This window comes from Streptococcus sp. 2342 (assembly GCF_013276795.1).
In the GTDB taxonomy this organism is placed as follows: domain Bacteria; phylum Bacillota; class Bacilli; order Lactobacillales; family Streptococcaceae; genus Streptococcus.
This window is the reverse complement of record NZ_VMLR01000002.1, coordinates 140,645-159,157: the sequence shown is the minus strand read 5'-3', so window position 1 is coordinate 159,157 and position 18,513 is coordinate 140,645. Positions and strand designations below refer to the sequence as shown.

Below are 18,513 nucleotides of genomic sequence, written 5' to 3'. Positions count from 1 at the left end.
ACGTTTGCGTAAGATAGAAGGAAACTATTTTAACTACTTAAAATAAAGTATTGATTTTTTTGTATCAAAGTGCTAGTATAATAGTATGTAATATAGATAAAGATAGGAGTCATCCCATGATTGAATTTCAAAATGTTAGTAAGTTGTATGGTGATAAAGAGGCTTTGAGCAATCTCAATTTGCAGATTGAAAATGGGGAGATTATGGGCTTGATTGGTCATAATGGTGCTGGAAAATCGACCACTATAAAATCCCTAGTCAGTATCATTTCACCCAGCAGTGGTCGTATTTTGGTAGACGGTCAGGAGTTATCGGAAAATCGCTTGGCTATTAAACGAAAGATTGGCTACGTAGCAGACTCGCCTGACTTGTTTTTACGCTTAACGGCCAATGAATTTTGGGAATTGATCGCCTCATCCTATGATCTGACTAGCTCTGACTTGGAGGCTAGTCTAGCTAGGCTATTGAGTGTTTTTGATTTTGCTGAAAATCGTTATCAGGTTATTGAAACCCTTTCTCACGGAATGCGTCAGAAAGTCTTTGTCATTGGGGCACTCTTGTCTGATCCTGATATTTGGGTCTTGGACGAACCCTTGACTGGTTTGGATCCCCAGGCTGCCTTTGATTTGAAGCAGATGATGAAGGAGCATGCGCAAAAAGGCAAGACGGTCTTGTTTTCAACCCATGTCCTAGAGGTGGCAGAGCAAGTCTGTGATCGGATTGCCATTTTGAAAAAGGGGCATTTGATTTATTGTGGTAGTGTAGAGGACTTGAGAAAAGACCACCCAGACCAGTCTTTGGAAAGTATCTACCTTAGCCTTGCTGGTAGAAAAGAGGAGGTTTCAGATGCGTCTCAAGGTCATTAAAAAATTAGTTGATATCAATATCCTCTATTCATCTCAAGAAGCGAATCTGGCTAACCTACGAAAGAAGCAGGCTAAGAATCCTGGGAAAAAAGTAAATGTTTCCGCTAGAATCCTAAGTTCTTACATTTTTTCTAGTCTCTTGATGCTTTTCATGTTTATAAATATAGCCTTTCGTTTTCCTTTTGAGGAAATGCCAAGTTTTTTTAGTAGCATGGTTGCTATTTTACTGGTGCTTGCCTTTTCAACTTCTTTCACTGCATTTTACAATGTCTTTTATGAGAGTAAGGACTTGGCATCGTATAGGCCCTATGCCTTTAAAGAATCAGAGATTATAATTGCTAAAGGACTGTCTGTTCTCTTGCCAGCTCTAGCTGGAATTGTGCCAATCCTAGCTTATTTTCTAGTCCTCTATATTAGGCTAGCTCCTTCTCTTTGGCTGGGCTTGCCTTTGATGCTGCTGTCCTTGGCCTTATTATTTGTCTCTGTTACTTTAGTGATGGTAGTGGCAGTACATTTCTTGGCTCAGACTACGGTCTTCAGAAAGTATCAGTCTATTTTTGCGAATGTGATGATTGGGATAGGAGTTCTCATACCTTTAATATTTGTCCTCTTTCTACAGTCGACTTTTGGAAGTATTGTTGACAAAGTTAGAGACATTCCATTTCTCCTTTATCCTCTTCATATCTTTTACAAAATAGCAGTGGCTCCTTTTTCGACAGAAGCCATCTTGGGTCTACTCGCTTGGATAGGACTAACTCTCTTCCTACTTTACCTGACCAAAAAGAAGGTTCTTCCTCATTTTTATGACGTGATTCTGCTTAACAGTGAGGAGAAGGTCAAGAAAGAACGTCGCAATAAGGAGAGAATTTCAACTACTAATAAAAAGGGCTTTTTCCGTATGGTTTTACGCTACCACCTCACCCTCTTGGGACAGGGAACTGGCGTGATTACAGTGCTTTTTACAAGTGCTTTTCTTCCTTATCTCATGATGATCGGTCTGATTTCCAAAATTCGAGATTCTCAGATAGTTCCAGATATTCATCCTCCATACTGGTTACCCTTGTTTTTTATAGCTCTCTTTATAGCAGTTGTCAATAACAATATCACCAGCCTGCATTCAATTGCCTTGTCCTTGGAGAGGGAAAATGTTGATTTTCTTAAGAGTTTACCCTTTGACTTTGCTCGTTATGTGAAAGTGAAATTTTGGATTATATTTGCTGTCCAGTCTTTTTTACCAGTTCTGACTTTACTTGGCCTTTCTCTATATCTAGGCTTGCCCATCCTTTCGATGATTTATCTTCTTGTAGTCTGGATCCTTGCCAGTGTCATCCTTTCTTGCCACCATTACCTTAAGGACGTGAAAAATTTGTCAACAAATTGGAGTAACATTACGGACCTGGTGAACCGTTCAAATCGTATAGTCGCAATTGTTTTGATTTTTATTTATAGTGCAATCTTAATGGCCTTTGTAATAGGGAGCTTATTCTTGGTTCGGTCTCTCGCCCCTGTCCTTGCCATCAGCTTGGGAGTAGGAGTTCTTATCCTCTTGCTTGCTCTTGCTATATTTAGCTATCATTACTACCTGTCACGCATATTGACAGAAATAGAAAAAGATGAGATAGTTGGTCGTTTGCTTGATACATTTTATAAAAAGAAATGAAGCTGAGCAAAAAAACACTTCTAACTATCAAAAAACGAGTATTTCCGTAGATGGAGATACTCGTTTTTCTAGGTCGTTTTTGTTACTATAACAACAAAACGACTAGAAATTTATAACAATATATAAATTCTATAGCATCAATTGCTTAAATTTTGGACTAGATTTTATCTATGATGTTTTGAAGATTAATGGAGCTTGAGATGTTTGCTATTTATGGATAGCATACAAAATCATTGTTACTGGCAAGCTCTCTCATGCTTTTGGGTTTGCCTTTCATCTAGTTATTCTTATAAAAATCCGTTTTATACTCAATGAAAAACAAAGAGCAAACTAGGAAGCTAGCCTCAGGTTGCTCAAAGCACCGCTTTGGGGTTGCAGATAAAGCTGACGTGGTTTGAAGAGTATTAGACTAATTTCCACTTTGGTAAGTCAAGTGGAAGTCACTTTGAGAAATTAGCCTGAAATAATTCCTATTTGTAAAACTCTGATAAGTCTTGGCTGATTTTCCAGAAATGTGGTATAATTTTTCTTATGGAAAAGATTATCATTACAGCAACTGCTGAAAGTATTGAACAAGTTAAACAACTGCTCGAAGCTGGCGTAGACCGTATCTATGTCGGTGAGAAAGATTTTGGCCTTCGTCTGCCAACAACCTTTAGTCATGACCAATTGCGTGAAATCGCTAATCTGGTTCATGATGCTGATAAGGAATTGATTGTTGCAGTCAATGCTCTCATGCACCAAGACATGATGGATCGTATCAAGCCCTTCCTCGATTTCTTGGAAGAAATTAAGACAGACTACATTACGATTGGGGATGCAGGTGTCTTTTACGTAGTCAACCGCGATGGTTATTCATTTAAGACCATCTACGATGCATCAACCATGGTAACTAGTAGTCGTCAGATAAACTTCTGGGGACAAAAGGCTGGCGCATCTGAGGCTGTTTTGGCGCGTGAAATTCCATCGGCTGAACTTTTCAAAATGCCAGAAATTTTGGAAATTCCTGCTGAAGTGTTGGTTTACGGTGCCAGTGTCATCCATCATTCTAAACGTCCGCTCTTGCAAAACTACTATAACTTTACGCATATCGATGATGAAAAGACTCGCAAGCGTGACCTCTTCTTGGCTGAGCCAAGTGACCCAGAGAGCCACTATTCCATTTTTGAAGACAATCATGGTACCCACATCTTTGCCAACAATGACCTCAATTTGATGACCAAATTGACAGAATTGGTGGAGCATGGTTTTACTCACTGGAAATTAGAAGGTCTCTATACACCTGGTCAGAACTTTGTTGAGATTGCAAAACTCTTTATACAAGCGCGTAGCTTGATTCAAGAGGGCAACTTTAGCCATGACCAAGCCTTCTTGCTAGATGAAGAAGTTCGCAAGTTACACCCTAAAAACCGTTTCCTTGATACAGGATTTTATGATTACGATCCTGACATGGTTAAATAAAGTAAATGATTCGTTGAGAGAAGGAAGATGCAAATATTTCTTCTCTCAATTTTTCTTATTCTCCAATATTTTCAAAAAAAATAAGTAGTCTAGGATGCTCTGTTTGCTGGGATTTTTAACACAAGTAACCTTCTTGAGTTTGAAAATTATCCTATGTTTGCAGGTGCCAAATAGCCCTTTTTTTGGTATAATTTTTTATAATGAAAACGATTGGTAATCGCTATGTTGTGGTTGATTTAGAGGCAACTAGCACAGGTAGTAAGGCTAAAATTATCCAAGTGGGAATTGTCGTGATTGAGGACGGAAAAATCGTCGATCACTATACGACGGATGTCAATCCCCATGAACCCTTGGATGCTCATATTAAAGAATTGACAGGGCTAACTGACCAACGTCTGGCGCAAGCACCTGATTTTTCGCAAGTTGCCAGAAAAATCTTTGACTTGGTGGAGGATGGGATTTTTGTAGCCCATAATGTTCAGTTTGATGCCAATCTTTTGGCGGAAAATTTATTTTTTGAAGGCTATGAACTAAAAAATCCTCGTGTTGACACGGTCGAATTGGCTCAGGTCTTTTTCCCTGAACTGGAAAAATATAGTTTGCCGATATTGTGTCGAGAATTAGGAATTCCTCTTAAACACGCTCACACAGCCCTTTCAGATGCCCAAGCCACTGCGGAATTACTCTTGTTTTTACGGGAAAAGATGGCCCAGCTTCCTAAAGGTCTCTTGGAACGCTTGCTGGAAATGGCTGACGCCCTCTTATATGAGTCCTACTTGGTTATTGAGGAAATTTATCGCAACCAATCTATCCTGACTTCTTCAGATTTGGTCCAAGTTCAAGGACTATATTTCAAGAAACTTGCAGCTCCCAATGAGCCACGAAAACTATCTCAAGATTTTTCTAAAAATATTTCTCTGTTGAACCTTGAAGTGAGGGAGGAACAAGAAAGTTTTGCTAAAGAGGTTGGCTTGCTATTGAAAGATGAGTCTGTATCTCTGATTCAAGCACCGACAGGGATTGGGAAAACTTATGGCTATCTCTTACCCGCTTTATCCCAAGTGGAAAATCGTCAGATTGTTCTTAGTGTTCCGACAAAGATTCTTCAAAATCAAATCATGGAAGAAGAAGGTAAACGTCTCAAGGAAGTGTTCCATATAGATATTCATAGTTTAAAGGGACCACACAATTATCTGAAGTTGGATGCCTTTTATCGTTCCTTGCAGGAAAATGATGAAAATCGCTTATTTAGACGCTTTAAAATGCAACTCTTGGTCTGGCTGACTGAGACAGAGACAGGAGATTTGGATGAAATCGGGCAACTCTACCGTTACCAACATTTTCTAACAGATCTTCGTCATGACGGGAATTTATCATCTCAGAGCTTATTTGTGACGGAAGATTTTTGGAAACGTAGTCAAGAAAGGGCAGAGACTTGCAAGCTTTTAGTGACCAATCATGCCTATCTTGTAACTAGACTTGAAGATAATCCTGAATTTATCAGCGACCGTTTACTGATTATTGATGAAGTCCAAAAAGTTTTGTTGGCTTTAGAAAATCTACTTCAAGAGACCTACGATATCCAGTCTATTGTCGATTTGCTTGATAAGACTTTACTGGAGGAGCAAAATAAGATCCAACAACGAATACTAGAAAGTATTCGCTTTGAGTGCCTCTACTTGATCGAACAATTTCAGTCTGGAAAATCTAGGAAAAATATCTTAGATTCTCTTGCAAATCTACATCAGTATTTTTCAGAATTAGAAGTAGAAGGCTTTGAGGAGCTGGTTCGCTATTTTACAGCTGAAGGTGATTACTGGCTCGAAACAACTGAAACGAGTCAAAAGAAAATTCAGATTTCTTCTACGAAATCAGGTCGTATTCTTCTGTCCTCTTTAGTTCCTGAGAGTTGCCAAGTCTTGGGAGTATCGGCTACTCTTGAGATTAGTCAGAGAGTTTCTTTGGCCGACCTTTTAGGCTATCCTGAAGCCAAATTTGTCAAGATTGAAGCTCGTAGAAAACAGGACCAAGAAGTGGTCTTGGTCAAAGATTTTCCTCTAGTAACAGAAACTTCCTTAGAAGTCTATGCCAAGGAGGTAGCTGATTTGCTGATGGGAGTTCAAGCTTTCCAACAACCGATTTTGGCTCTCTTTACTGCCAAAGACATGCTTCTAGCAGTATCGGATTTACTTCCAGTTAGCCATCTGTCCCAGTATAAAAATGGCGATGTTCATCAACTGAAGAAACGCTTTGAAAAAGGAGAACAACAAATATTGCTTGGTGCAGCAAGTTTCTGGGAGGGAGTTGATTTTTCAAGTCATCCTTTTGTGATTCAAGTTGTACCAAGACTTCCTTTCCAAAATCCTCAAGAGCCCTTGACGAAAAAGATCAATAAGGAACTAATTCAAGAAGGGAAAAATGCCTTTTATGATTATCAATTGCCAATGGCCATTATTCGTTTAAAACAGGCTTTGGGAAGAAGTATGAGACGTGAACACCAACGTTCCTTAACTCTTATTTTGGATAGGAGAATTGTCGGAAAACGATATGGTAAGCAAATAGTGACTTCTCTAGCAAAAGAAGCGACTGTTAAAACCGTCTCTCGATCCGAAGTTGATGAAGCTGTTGATAATTTTTTAAATGAACTTTGATAAATAGTATTGTATGAAAGTATAAGGTTAGTGTATATGAAACGTTCTCTCGACTCTAGAGTCGATTATAGTTTGCTCTTGCCAGTATTTTTTCTACTGGTCATCGGTGTGGTGGCTATCTATATAGCCGTTAGTCATGATTATCCAAATAATATTCTGCCCATTTTAGGGCAGCAGGTCGCCTGGATCACCTTGGGGCTTGTGATTGGTTTTATCGTCATGCTCTTTAATACAGAATTTCTTTGGAAAGTGACTCCCTTTCTGTATATTTTAGGCTTGGGACTTATGGTCTTGCCGATTGTCTTTTATAATCCAAGCTTAGTTGCATCAACGGGTGCCAAAAACTGGGTATCGGTAAATGGTATCACCTTGTTCCAGCCGTCAGAATTTATGAAGATATCCTATATCCTCATGTTGGCTCGTGTCATTGTCCAATTTACCAAAAAACATAAGGAATGGAGACGCACGGTTCCGCTGGACTTTTTGTTAATTTTTTGGATGATTCTCTTTACTATTCCAGTCCTAGTTCTTTTAGCACTTCAAAGTGACTTAGGGACGGCTTTGGTTTTTGTAGCCATTTTCTCAGGAATCGTTTTATTATCAGGGGTTTCTTGGAAAATTATTATCCCAGTATTTGTGACTGCTGTAACAGGAGTTGCTGGTTTCTTAGCCATCTTTATTAGCAAGGACGGACGAGCTTTTCTTCACCAGATTGGAATGCCGACCTACCAAATCAATCGGATCTTGGCTTGGCTCAATCCCTTTGAGTTTGCCCAAACAACGACTTACCAGCAGGCTCAAGGGCAGATTGCCATTGGGAGTGGTGGCTTATTTGGTCAGGGATTTAATGCTTCGAATCTGCTTATCCCAGTTCGAGAGTCAGACATGATTTTTACGGTTATTGCAGAAGATTTTGGCTTTATTGGCTCTGTCCTTGTTATCGCCCTTTATCTCATGTTGATTTATCGTATGTTGAAGATTACTCTCAAATCAAATAACCAGTTCTACACCTATATTTCCACAGGTTTGATTATGATGTTGCTCTTCCACATCTTTGAAAATATCGGTGCTGTGACGGGCTTGCTTCCTTTGACCGGGATTCCACTGCCTTTTATTTCGCAAGGGGGATCGGCTATTATCAGTAACTTGATCGGTGTTGGCTTGCTTTTATCGATGAGTTACCAGACAAATCTAGCTGAAGAAAAGAGTGGAAAAGTCCCATTCAAACGGAAAAAGGTTGTATTAAAACAAATTAAATAAGGAGAAAATCATGGTAACAGTAGCAGTTATGTTGGCTCAGGGCTTTGAAGAAATTGAAGCTTTGACAGTTGTGGATGTCTTGCGTCGGGCAAATATTACTTGTGATATGGTTGGTTTTGAAAAGCAAGTAACGGGTTCGCATGAAATCCAAGTAAGAGCAGATCGTGTCTTTGATGGAGATTTATCAGACTATGATATGATTGTCCTTCCTGGCGGAATGCCTGGTTCTGCACATTTGCGTGATAATCAGGCTTTGATTCAAGAATTGCAAAATTTCGAACAAGAAGGGAAGAAACTGGCGGCCATTTGTGCGGCACCAATTGCCCTCAATCAAGCTGGAGTATTGAAAAACAAGCAGTACACTTGTTATGACGGCGTTCAAGAGCAAATTCTTGATGGTCACTACGTCAAGGAAACAGTAGTGGTAGATGGTCAGTTGACAACCAGTCGAGGCCCTTCGACAGCTCTTGCCTTTGCCTACGAGTTGGTGGAGCAACTAGGAGGAGACGCAGAGACTTTACGAACAGGAATGCTCTATCGAGATGTCTTTGGTAAAAATCAGTAAAACGGGAGTTATTCTCTCGTTTTTTATGTGGAAAAATCAGGGAAATCATCGCTTTTTTCATAAAAAAATGCTATAATGAAGGGTATGAAATATCACGATTATATCTGGGATTTAGGTGGAACTTTACTGGATAATTATGAAACTTCAACAGCTGCATTTGTTGAAACATTGGCACTGTATGGCATCACACAAGACCATGACAGTGTTTATCAGGCTTTAAAGGTTTCTACTGATTTTGCGATTGAGACATTCGCTCCCAACTTAGAGCATTTTTTAGAAAAATACAAGGAAAATGAAGCCAGAGAGCTAGAACACCCGATTTTATTTGAAGGAGTTTCTGACTTATTGGAAGATATTTCAAAACAAGATGGGCGTCATTTTTTGGTCTCTCATCGAAATAATCAGGTCTTAGAAATTTTAGAAAAAACTTCTATAGCAACCTATTTTACAGAAGTGGTGACTTCTAGCTCAGGCTTTAAGAGAAAACCAAGTCCAGAGTCCATGATTTATTTAAGAGAAAAATATCAAATTAGTTCAGGTCTTGTCATTGGTGATCGACCGATTGATATCGAAGCAGGTCAATCTGCAGGACTAGCTACCCACTTGTTTACCAGTATCGTGAATTTAAGACAAGTATTAGACATATAAGAAAAAGGAATAAGATGACAGAAGAAATCAAAAATCTGCAGGCACAGGATTATGATGCCAGTCAAATTCAAGTTTTAGAGGGCTTAGAGGCTGTTCGGATGCGTCCAGGGATGTATATCGGGTCAACTTCAAAAGAAGGTCTTCACCATCTAGTCTGGGAAATTGTTGATAACTCAATTGATGAGGCCCTGGCAGGATTTGCCAGCCATATTCAAGTTTTTATTGAGCCAGATGATTCGATTACTGTTGTCGATGATGGGCGTGGTATCCCAGTCGATATTCAGGAAAAAACAGGCCGTCCTGCTGTTGAGACCGTCTTTACAGTCCTTCACGCTGGAGGAAAGTTCGGCGGTGGCGGATACAAGGTTTCAGGTGGTCTTCACGGAGTAGGGTCATCAGTCGTTAATGCTCTTTCCACTCAATTAGACGTCCATGTCCACAAAAACGGTAAGATTCATTACCAAGAATACCGTCGTGGTCATGTTGTCGCAGACCTTGAGGTGGTTGGGAATACAGATAGAACTGGAACAACGGTTCACTTCACACCAGATCCAGAAATCTTTACTGAAACAACAACCTTTGATTTTGATAAATTAAATAAACGGATTCAAGAGTTGGCCTTTCTAAATCGCGGTCTTCAAATCTCCATCACAGATAAGCGCCAAGGTTTGGAACAAACCAAGCATTACCATTATGAAGGTGGGATTGCTAGTTACGTTGAATATATCAATGAGAATAAGGATGTTATCTTTGATACACCAATTTACACAGATGGTGAGATGGATGATATCACAGTTGAGGTAGCCATGCAGTACACAACTGGTTACCATGAAAATGTCATGAGTTTCGCCAATAATATTCATACACATGAAGGTGGAACGCATGAACAAGGTTTCCGTACAGCTTTGACTCGTGTTATCAACGATTATGCTCGTAAGAATAAGTTACTGAAAGACAATGAAGACAACCTAACTGGGGAAGATGTCCGCGAAGGATTAACTGCAGTTATCTCAGTTAAACACCCAAATCCACAGTTTGAAGGACAAACTAAGACAAAACTGGGGAATAGCGAAGTGGTCAAGATTACCAATCGCCTCTTCAGTGAAGCCTTCTCCGATTTCCTCATGGAAAATCCACAGATTGCCAAACGTATCGTGGAAAAAGGGATTTTGGCTGCTAAGGCTCGTGTGGCTGCCAAGCGTGCGCGTGAAGTTACTCGTAAAAAATCTGGTTTGGAAATTTCCAACCTTCCAGGGAAACTAGCAGACTGTTCTTCTAATAACCCTGCTGAAACAGAACTCTTCATCGTCGAAGGAGACTCAGCTGGTGGATCAGCCAAATCTGGTCGTAACCGTGAGTTTCAGGCTATCCTTCCAATTCGCGGTAAGATTTTGAACGTTGAAAAAGCAAGTATGGATAAGATTCTTGCTAACGAAGAAATTCGTAGTCTTTTCACAGCCATGGGAACAGGATTTGGCGCAGAATTTGATGTTTCGAAAGCCCGTTACCAAAAACTCGTTTTGATGACCGATGCCGATGTCGATGGAGCCCACATTCGTACCCTTCTTTTGACCTTGATTTATCGTTATATGAAACCAATCCTAGAAGCTGGTTATGTTTATATTGCCCAACCACCAATCTATGGTGTCAAGGTTGGAAGCGAGATTAAAGAATATATTCAGCCAGGAGCAGATCAAGAAATTAAACTCCAAGAAGCCTTGGCTCGCCATAGTGAAGGACGTGCCAAACCAACCATTCAGCGTTATAAAGGTCTGGGTGAAATGGATGATCACCAATTATGGGAAACAACCATGGATCCCGAACATCGCTTGATGGCCAGAGTTTCTGTGGACGATGCTGCAGAAGCAGATAAAATCTTTGATATGTTGATGGGGGATCGAGTAGAACCTCGTCGTGAGTTTATCGAAGAAAATGCTGTCTATAGCACGTTGGATGTCTAAAAAATTGGGAGAAGTAGTTCCCTTGGTCTAAAAAATATGATATAATCATTACGATTGTTTCAAGTAAAAAAGGAGTTTGATATGTCTAATGGACAACTAATTTATTTAATGGTTGCAATTGCAGTCATTTTAGTTCTGGCTTATGTAGTGGCAATCTTTCTACGTAAGCGAAACGAGGGAAGATTAGAGGCGCTAGAAGAAAGAAAAGAAGAACTATACAATCTTCCAGTAAATGATGAAGTAGAAGCTGTAAAAAATATGCACTTGATTGGACAAAGTCAAGTGGCTTTCCGTGAATGGAATCAAAAATGGGTCGATTTATCTCTCAACTCTTTTGCCGATATTGAAAATAATCTCTTTGAAGCAGAAGGCTATAACCATTCATTTCGTTTTCTCAAGGCCAGTCATCAAATTGACCAAATTGAGAGTCAAATTACTTTGATTGAAGAAGATATTGCTGAAATTCGCAATGCTTTGGCAGACTTAGAGAAGCAAGAATCTAAAAATAGTGGTCGTGTTCTTCATACTTTGGATTTATTTGAGGAACTTCAGCATAGAGTTGCTGAAAATTCAGAACAGTATGGTCAAGCCTTGGATGAAATTGAAAAACAATTAGAAAATATCCAATCTGAATTTTCACAATTTGTAACCTTGAATTCATCGGGTGACCCAGTAGAAGCTGCTGTGATTTTGGATAATGCTGAAAATCATATCTTGGCTTTGACACATATTGTTGATCGTATACCAGCAATTGTAACAACATTATCTAAAGACCTACCAGATCAACTAGAAGATTTAGAAGATGGTTATCGTAAGCTCTTAGATGCTAATTATCATTTTGTTGAAACGGATATTGAAGCGCGTTTCCACTTGCTTTATGAAGCATTCAAGAAAAACCAAGAGAATATTCGTCAGTTGGAATTGGATAATGCCGAATATGAGAATGGACAGGCACAAGAGGAAATCAATGCCTTGTATGATATTTTTACTCGAGAAATTGCTGCTCAGAAAGTAGTGGAAAATCTACTTGCAACTCTTCCAACTTACCTTCAACATATGAAAGAGAATAATACTTTATTGGGAGAAGATATTGCACGTTTGAGCAAGACCTATTTACTTCCTGAGACAGCTGCAAGCCATGTTCGTCGTATTCAGACAGAATTAGAGAGTTTTGAGGCAGCTATTGTTGAGGTAACTTCAAATCAAGAAGAACCAACCCAAGCTTATTCAATTCTTGAAGAAAATCTTGAGGATTTACAAACTCAACTAAAAGATATTGAAGATGAGCAAATTTCAGTTAGTGAGCGCCTGACACAAATTGAGAAAGATGATATCAATGCACGTCAAAAGGCCAATGTTTATGTCAATCGTCTCCATACTATCAAGCGATACATGGAAAAACGCAATCTGCCAGGTATTCCACAAACTTTCTTGAAGTTATTCTTTACGGCAAGCAATAATACCGAGGATTTAATGGTTGAGTTAGAACAAAAAATGATTAACATTGAATCTGTTACCCGAGTTCTTGAAATTGCAACGAATGATATGGAAGCTTTAGAAACGGAAACTTATAATATTGTACAATATGCAACTTTGACAGAACAATTATTACAATATTCTAACCGCTATCGCTCATTTGATGAACGCATTCAAGAAGCATTTAACGAAGCTTTAGATATTTTTGAAAAAGAATTTGATTATCACGCTTCATTTGACAAGATTTCTCAAGCATTGGAAGTGGCAGAGCCTGGTGTAACCAATCGCTTTGTTACCTCATATGAGAAAACACGTGAAACGATTCGTTTTTAATAAAAGAAAAAGATTTGATTGTGTGAGAAACAGAATCAAATCTTTTTCTATAGTAATATCATGAGCAAAAGAATTCAAAATGATAAAAACGCATAATAGCGGGTTTAGGAACTCTTGCTACTATGCGTTTTATTATGGAAAGACTTATTGGACTTTCTCTCAAATCGAGTTTTTACTCAAGTTCTTTATTTGATTGGAATTGAAATTCCAATCAATTTTTCTGAGTAGAGTGTCTTGATATTGGCCTCATCAATAGATTCCTTATCAATTTTACGTTTCAAGAAAAATTCTTGAATGGTTTCGATTTCAGGCTCACGAATAGCACGGTGTTTATTTGAGATGAGGATTTCATAGTGAAGCGGAGCTTGGGTAAAAATAACATCTGTATTCCCTGCAGAATAAACCTCAACAAGGGTTGCATCGGTACTTTCTAGCTGACTTTTTACAAGTTGCGAGTGTGAGTTTGTCGTATTGATAAGCTTCATAATATTTCCTCCGATTTTCTAATTCTATTATAGCACTTTTTGAATAAAGTCGCTTGATTTATACTCAATGAAAATCAAAGAGCAAACTAGGAAGCTAGCCGCGGGTTGCTCAAAACACAGTTTTGAGACTGTAGATAAGACTGACGAAGTCAGTGACCATATCTAAGGTAAGGCGACGCTGACGTAGTTTGAAGAGATTTTCGAAGAGTATTAGTCAATCTTATGCTGTTTTTTCCAAGATTGGATGGCCCATTTATGACTACCACGTTTGAGATTTTCAATAGCCTCGTCAATAGGGAACCAAGCAATATGATTAAAGTCTTCTAGTGGTTTTTGAACTTCTTTGAAAGAAGTCGCTTCATAGAGGTAGGCAGGATTGTAGTAGTAGGTGTCACGATGACGAGAGTAGAAATATTCGTCAGCTTGTCCGTAATAAGTACCAATTTCAGCTGTGAAACCAAGCTCTTCAATCAATTCACGCTTTAGGGCTTCCTGATGATTTTCACCTGATTCAATTTCGCCACCCGGTAAGAACCAAGCACCATTAGGAGCTTGAACTAAAACTATTTGTTTTTGTTCAGCGTCTGGAATAACTGCATATACACCGTAACGTGAAACATAGTCTGTATTCGCTTTTTTTTCTCCGAAAGTTGGGTTTGCCATTGCATTTTCCTCATTATCTAGTATCGTTATTATTATCATAATGGACAAAGGGCAAGCTGTCAAGAACTTATAGTTATTTTAGTAAAAAAGAGCAGAAAATTTTCATTTTCTACTCCTTTTCTATAGGATTTATACTTCTTTTTCAGAAGTTTTTACTTCAGCTTTTTTGGCAGATTTGATTTGAATGTTGCCCTTGCTGGTCATAACTGCCTTGAGGTCTTTTTCGCTTGGATTTTCAAGGTAGTAATCAGTGATTGCGTCCTCAATATAGTCTTGAATAGTGCGGCGAAGTGGGCGTGCTCCCATTTTTGGATCATAACCGAGGTCAACCAATTTTTCCTTGACCTTGTCTGTCACATCGAGATGGATATTGTTGCTAGAGAGGCGCTTGTTAACATCTGCTAGCATGAGCTCGACAATCTGAAGGAGATTATCCTTGCTGAGAGATTTGAACTCGATAATGCCATCAAAACGGTTCATAAACTCTGGGCTAAAGAAGTTACCGAGTTCACCGAGAACAGAGTTGGTACGTCCTTCGCGAGCTGCCCCAAAACCAACGCTGGCTTCGGCCTTACCTGTACCTGCATTTGAAGTCATGATGATGATTGTGTCCTTGAAGCTAACGGTACGTCCTTGCCCATCTGTCAAACGACCATCGTCTAAGACCTGAAGGAACATGTGCATAACATCAGGATGGGCTTTTTCCACTTCATCCAGGAGAATAAGAGAGTAGGGATTACGACGGATTTTTTCAGTTAATTGCCCAGCCTCATCGTAGCCAACATAACCTGGAGGGGCGCCGACCAACTTAGCTACGCTGTGTTTTTCCATGTATTCACTCATGTCAAAGCGAATCATGCTGTCAGCAGAACCAAAGAGTTCGATAGCTAGTTGTTTGGAAAGTTCTGTCTTACCGACACCAGTTGGTCCGACAAAGAGGAAGCTTCCAATTGGGCGGTTAGGGGTACCAAGTCCGACACGATTCCGGCGAATAGCCTTGGCAATCTTATCGACTGCATCATCCTGCCCAATAACATGAGACTTGAGATCTTCGGCTAGATGGATGAGTTGAGATTGTTCTTTCTCTTTCAAATCGCCAACAGGGATATTGGTTTTCTGCTCGATAATGTGCTCAATGGTTTTCTCACTGATGATAGGAGTATCTTGGTCTGTGACCTTTTTCTTTTGCATTTCCTTATATTTGGCAATCTGATCGCGGAAATAGGCGGCCTTCTCAAAATCTTCCTCCCGTGTAGCTTGAGATTTGAGATTTTCAGCCTCAATCAAGCGCTGATCAATGACTTTAGGGTCTACAAAATTCAAGGTCAAATTCATCTTGGAACCAGCTTCATCTAGGAGGTCAATGGCCTTGTCAGGTAAGAAGCGATCTTGGATGTAACGATTGGAAAGAGTTGCAGCTGCTTCAATTGCAGCATCGGTATACTGAACATGGTGGTAGTCTTCGTATTTCTTTTGAATTCCTTTGAGGATAATGATTGTTTCGTCCACCGTTGGTTCGTCGACTTTGACAGGCTGCATACGACGCTCTAGGGCAGCATCCTTTTCAATGATACGGTATTCATTGAGAGTAGTAGCGCCGACCAGTTGCAGTTCCCCACGAGCAAGGGCTGGCTTGAGGATATTTCCTGCATCCATATTGCCATCGCCTGCAGAACCAGCACCGACAATTTCATGGATTTCATCGATAAAGAGGATGATGTCCTCACGTTTGCGAATTTCTTCCATGAGTTTTTGCATGCGTTCTTCAAATTGTCCACGAATACCCGTTCCTTGAACTAAGCTAACCACATCCAGACGGATGACTTGTTTACCTTGGAGTTTATGTGGAACATCGCCATCAACGATTTTCTGAGCTAGGCCTTCGACAACGGCCGTTTTTCCGACACCAGGTTCACCGATAAGAACAGGATTATTCTTGGTTCTACGATTGAGAATCTCGATGACACGGATAATCTCATCGTCGCGCCCAATAACGGGATCAATGTCTCCACGACGGGCAATCTCAGTTACGTTGATACCAAATTCTTCCAGCAGCCCTTTTTCTTGGCTAGGTGGCGGAGTTTGAGTGGATCCACGATTTTGGGAACCATAACCGCCGTTTCCACCGTAACCTCCACCTGATTGGGTTGGGGGAATAGGAGGAGTGTTGTTAGAAGGTCTGAAATTGTTTAGATCATTGAAGAAATCACCAAAGGGATCAAAGTCACGATTGTTCAGATCCGTCATACCTTTGAAGAGGCTATTGTTAGGATCTGTTTTGATAATCTTATAGCAGTTTTGACAGAGGTCAATTTGTTTTTGCTTTCCATTAAGATTGGTATAAAGATGAATTGTTGAGTCATTGATTTTACAGTTTTGACAAAGCATACATCTACCTCATTTCTTTCTTTAGCTTGACCTGTTTAAAGGTCAAAAATAGTCAAATTCTATACTCTCATTATAACAGGATTGGGGTGTAAAGCAAGTAAAAAGATTGCAGCTTTGAGAAGTTGTTACAATGAAGATCTTTGTGAATTTGGACTATAAAAAAATCCTATTTGTGAGACAAAAAGGATTTTGGTTAGACATGCAGGGACAATCCCAGCTTGTTTTAGATTAGTAGAGGAGTTCGTAAATCTCCATTGCAATTAAGTCAATGCTGTCAAAAGTATATGTTTCGCGAGCTTCTACATCACGAAGGGTAAAGATTGAGCCGTTTTCTTCGTCGTGGCTGTACGCAACTTCTGCAACAACAACTCCTTCGCGTTCAAAATTACGTTTTAAATTTCCGCCATCGTTTGCCATTGCTTCAAGGCGGTTGATGATTCTAACCAAATGTGATTCCATTTTGATTCTCCTTCATTTCTTATCGTTACTATTTTACCATAAAGGAGGCCAACTTGACTAGAAAAAAACTAAGATTTCTCGCTAATTCTGCTAGTTGCTAACTTTTCAAAGTAACTTCCACTTGACTTGCCGAAGTGGAAATTAGTCTAAAACGGATTTTTATGGTGGAATTAAGTGTGAGATGTTTGAGTTAGAAATGAGGTCCGAAAAGTCTCAGACTTAATTTAAGCATCATTCGTCGTCTGAGACTAACTTCCAGTTTTGGGAGAGAGGTGGAAGTTACTTTGAGAAGTTACGTCACGAAAAAGTTTAAAAAAAGTTTGCAAAAATCTTGCATTCTTTTTTTGACTATGCTATACTTATATACGGTTTGAAAAAACTGCCTAAGACAGTAGGGGAGTTCGACTCATAAGGATCCTACCGAGGACAAAACGTATCATGTAAAAAGAAGCGTATTGTACTTTCGTGTCTAGGTTTGGGCGCGTTTTTCTTTTGAAAAATTTCCCCAAGCAAAATAATTACGGAGGTGAACACACTAATGAGTGAAGCAATTATTGCTAAAAAAGCGGAACTAGTTGACGTAGTAGCTGAAAAAATGAAAGCTGCTGCATCTATCGTCGTTGTTGACGCTCGTGGTTTGACAGTTGAGCAAGATACAGTTCTTCGTCGTGAGCTTCGTGGAAGCGAAGTTGAGTACAAAGTTATTAAAAACTCAATCTTGCGTCGTGCAGCTGAAAAAGCTGGTCTTGAAGATCTTGCATCTGTATTTGTTGGACCATCTGCAGTAGCATTTTCTAACGAAGATGTTATCGCACCAGCGAAAATCTTGAACGACTTTTCTAAAAACGCTGAAGCACTTGAAATCAAAGGTGGTGCAATCGAAGGCGCTGTCGCATCTAAAGAAGAGATTCTTGCTCTAGCAACTCTTCCAAATCGCGAAGGACTTCTTTCTATGCTCCTTTCTGTACTTCAAGCGCCAGTGCGCAACGTTGCTCTTGCAGTCAAAGCGGTTGCAGAAAGCAAAGAAGACGCAGCTTAATCTTAAGCTACGCATCGTAGCCTAGCTACGAAAAATCTATTATAAATTTAAAAACATATTTGGAGGAAATAACAATGGCATTGAACATTGAAAACATTATTGCTGAAATTAAAGAAGCTTCAATCCTTGAATTGAACGACCTTGTAAAAGCTATCGAAGAAGAATTTGGTGTAACTGCAGCTGCTCCTGTAGCTGTTGCTGCAGCTGGTGCTGCTGACGCTGGTGCTGCTAAAGATTCATTCGACGTTGAATTGACATCTGCAGGCGACAAAAAAGTTGGCGTTATCAAAGTTGTACGTGAAATCACAGGTCTTGGTCTTAAAGAAGCTAAAGAACTTGTTGACGGTGCACCAGCACTTGTTAAAGAAGGCGTTGCAACTGCAGAAGCTGAAGAAATCAAAGCTAAATTGGAAGAAGCTGGAGCTTCAGTTACTCTTAAATAAGAGAGCGACTACATTAATAGCTTAAAAACATGATTAAACCGCTATTCTTAGGAGTAGCGGTTTTTCTTTTTGTATAAAAAAGTTGGCGAGTAAGTAATACTCAATGAAAATCAAATAGCAAACTAGGAAGCTAGTCGCAGGTTGCTCAAAACACT

15 protein-coding genes and 1 other annotated feature are annotated in these 18,513 nt (G+C 39.5%); of the genes, 11 read left to right on the top strand and 4 right to left on the bottom strand.

The window, feature by feature from the left end:
* Positions 1-116: 116 nt before the first annotated feature.
* The 9 genes from HT689_RS01940 (at position 117) to ezrA (ending at position 12,881) form a co-directional block, all read left to right on the top strand.
* The gene (locus HT689_RS01940) at positions 117-866 is read left to right on the top strand and encodes an ABC transporter ATP-binding protein (protein ID WP_050242125.1); all 750 of its coding nucleotides are present in this window, start codon (positions 117-119) and stop codon (positions 864-866) included.
* On the top strand, positions 847-2,526 hold the full coding sequence (locus tag HT689_RS01935) for a hypothetical protein (protein WP_173226691.1): 1,680 nt from the start codon (positions 847-849) through the stop codon (positions 2,524-2,526). Before HT689_RS01940 ends, HT689_RS01935 begins: the two co-directional genes overlap by 20 nt.
* A 531-nt stretch (positions 2,527-3,057) precedes the next feature.
* A complete protein-coding gene (locus tag HT689_RS01930) occupies positions 3,058-3,987 on the top strand; it encodes a peptidase U32 family protein (RefSeq protein ID WP_173226689.1) in 930 nt (309 codons plus the stop codon).
* Between the two features lie 200 nt (positions 3,988-4,187).
* Positions 4,188-6,638 (top strand): bifunctional DnaQ family exonuclease/ATP-dependent helicase, encoded by a 2,451-nt coding sequence (locus tag HT689_RS01925; RefSeq protein ID WP_173226687.1) that lies wholly within the window; start codon positions 4,188-4,190, stop codon positions 6,636-6,638.
* 36 nt (positions 6,639-6,674) lie between these two features.
* Complete coding sequence (locus HT689_RS01920; RefSeq protein WP_173226685.1) at positions 6,675-7,898, top strand: FtsW/RodA/SpoVE family cell cycle protein; 1,224 nt, start codon at positions 6,675-6,677, stop codon at positions 7,896-7,898.
* Between the two features lie 10 nt (positions 7,899-7,908).
* Positions 7,909-8,463, top strand: a complete 555-nt coding sequence (locus HT689_RS01915; protein WP_173226683.1) for a DJ-1 family glyoxalase III — start codon at positions 7,909-7,911, stop codon at positions 8,461-8,463.
* An 84-nt stretch (positions 8,464-8,547) separates the two neighbouring features.
* Positions 8,548-9,111, top strand: coding sequence for an HAD family hydrolase (locus tag HT689_RS01910; protein ID WP_173226681.1), 564 nt, complete (start codon positions 8,548-8,550; stop codon positions 9,109-9,111).
* A gap of 14 nt (positions 9,112-9,125) precedes the next feature.
* On the top strand, positions 9,126-11,072 hold the full coding sequence (gyrB, locus tag HT689_RS01905) for a DNA topoisomerase (ATP-hydrolyzing) subunit B (RefSeq protein WP_173226679.1): 1,947 nt from the start codon (positions 9,126-9,128) through the stop codon (positions 11,070-11,072).
* 81 nt (positions 11,073-11,153) lie between these two features.
* Positions 11,154-12,881 (top strand): septation ring formation regulator EzrA, encoded by a 1,728-nt coding sequence (gene ezrA, locus HT689_RS01900; RefSeq protein WP_173226677.1) that lies wholly within the window; start codon positions 11,154-11,156, stop codon positions 12,879-12,881.
* Between the two features lie 185 nt (positions 12,882-13,066).
* Here the strand turns inward: ezrA and HT689_RS01895 are convergent, their stop codons facing one another.
* The 4 genes from HT689_RS01895 to HT689_RS01880 form a co-directional block, all read right to left on the bottom strand.
* On the bottom strand, positions 13,067-13,366 hold the full coding sequence (locus HT689_RS01895; protein WP_061439313.1) for a DUF1827 family protein: 300 nt from the start codon (positions 13,364-13,366) through the stop codon (positions 13,067-13,069).
* 210 nt (positions 13,367-13,576) lie between these two features.
* The gene (locus HT689_RS01890) at positions 13,577-14,029 is read right to left on the bottom strand and encodes an NUDIX hydrolase (RefSeq protein ID WP_173226675.1); all 453 of its coding nucleotides are present in this window, start codon (positions 14,027-14,029) and stop codon (positions 13,577-13,579) included.
* Positions 14,030-14,158: 129 nt separating this feature from the next.
* Positions 14,159-16,417, bottom strand: coding sequence for an ATP-dependent Clp protease ATP-binding subunit (locus HT689_RS01885; RefSeq protein WP_173226673.1), 2,259 nt, complete (start codon positions 16,415-16,417; stop codon positions 14,159-14,161).
* A 228-nt stretch (positions 16,418-16,645) separates the two neighbouring features.
* The gene (locus HT689_RS01880) at positions 16,646-16,876 is read right to left on the bottom strand and encodes a DUF1797 family protein (protein WP_000443574.1); all 231 of its coding nucleotides are present in this window, start codon (positions 16,874-16,876) and stop codon (positions 16,646-16,648) included.
* Positions 16,877-17,240: 364 nt separating this feature from the next.
* Positions 17,241-17,376: a sequence feature (ribosomal protein L10 leader region), on the top strand.
* Between the two features lie 38 nt (positions 17,377-17,414).
* Here HT689_RS01880 and rplJ point away from each other — a divergent pair.
* Both rplJ and rplL read left to right on the top strand, forming a co-directional pair.
* Complete coding sequence (gene rplJ, locus HT689_RS01875; RefSeq protein ID WP_001287278.1) at positions 17,415-17,915, top strand: 50S ribosomal protein L10; 501 nt, start codon at positions 17,415-17,417, stop codon at positions 17,913-17,915.
* A 74-nt stretch (positions 17,916-17,989) separates the two neighbouring features.
* Entirely contained in the window at positions 17,990-18,358 is a 369-nt protein-coding gene (rplL, locus tag HT689_RS01870) for a 50S ribosomal protein L7/L12 (protein ID WP_001196965.1), read from the top strand.
* Positions 18,359-18,513: the final 155 nt, after the last annotated feature.

Bases quoted from the DNA above. Each gene is read 5' to 3' on its own strand.
- HT689_RS01940 (WP_050242125.1), top strand. From the start codon at position 117: ATGATTGAATTTCAAAATGTTAGTAAGTTGTATGGTGATAAAGAGGCT.
- HT689_RS01935 (WP_173226691.1), top strand. From the start codon at position 847: ATGCGTCTCAAGGTCATTAAAAAATTAGTTGATATCAATATCCTCTAT.
- HT689_RS01930 (WP_173226689.1), top strand. From the start codon at position 3,058: ATGGAAAAGATTATCATTACAGCAACTGCTGAAAGTATTGAACAAGTT.
- HT689_RS01925 (WP_173226687.1), top strand. From the start codon at position 4,188: ATGAAAACGATTGGTAATCGCTATGTTGTGGTTGATTTAGAGGCAACT.
- HT689_RS01920 (WP_173226685.1), top strand. From the start codon at position 6,675: ATGAAACGTTCTCTCGACTCTAGAGTCGATTATAGTTTGCTCTTGCCA.
- HT689_RS01915 (WP_173226683.1), top strand. From the start codon at position 7,909: ATGGTAACAGTAGCAGTTATGTTGGCTCAGGGCTTTGAAGAAATTGAA.
- HT689_RS01910 (WP_173226681.1), top strand. From the start codon at position 8,548: ATGAAATATCACGATTATATCTGGGATTTAGGTGGAACTTTACTGGAT.
- gyrB (WP_173226679.1), top strand. From the start codon at position 9,126: ATGACAGAAGAAATCAAAAATCTGCAGGCACAGGATTATGATGCCAGT.
- ezrA (WP_173226677.1), top strand. From the start codon at position 11,154: ATGTCTAATGGACAACTAATTTATTTAATGGTTGCAATTGCAGTCATT.
- HT689_RS01895 (WP_061439313.1), bottom strand. From the start codon at position 13,366: ATGAAGCTTATCAATACGACAAACTCACACTCGCAACTTGTAAAAAGT.
- HT689_RS01890 (WP_173226675.1), bottom strand. From the start codon at position 14,029: ATGGCAAACCCAACTTTCGGAGAAAAAAAAGCGAATACAGACTATGTT.
- HT689_RS01885 (WP_173226673.1), bottom strand. From the start codon at position 16,417: ATGCTTTGTCAAAACTGTAAAATCAATGACTCAACAATTCATCTTTAT.
- HT689_RS01880 (WP_000443574.1), bottom strand. From the start codon at position 16,876: ATGGAATCACATTTGGTTAGAATCATCAACCGCCTTGAAGCAATGGCA.
- rplJ (WP_001287278.1), top strand. From the start codon at position 17,415: ATGAGTGAAGCAATTATTGCTAAAAAAGCGGAACTAGTTGACGTAGTA.
- rplL (WP_001196965.1), top strand. From the start codon at position 17,990: ATGGCATTGAACATTGAAAACATTATTGCTGAAATTAAAGAAGCTTCA.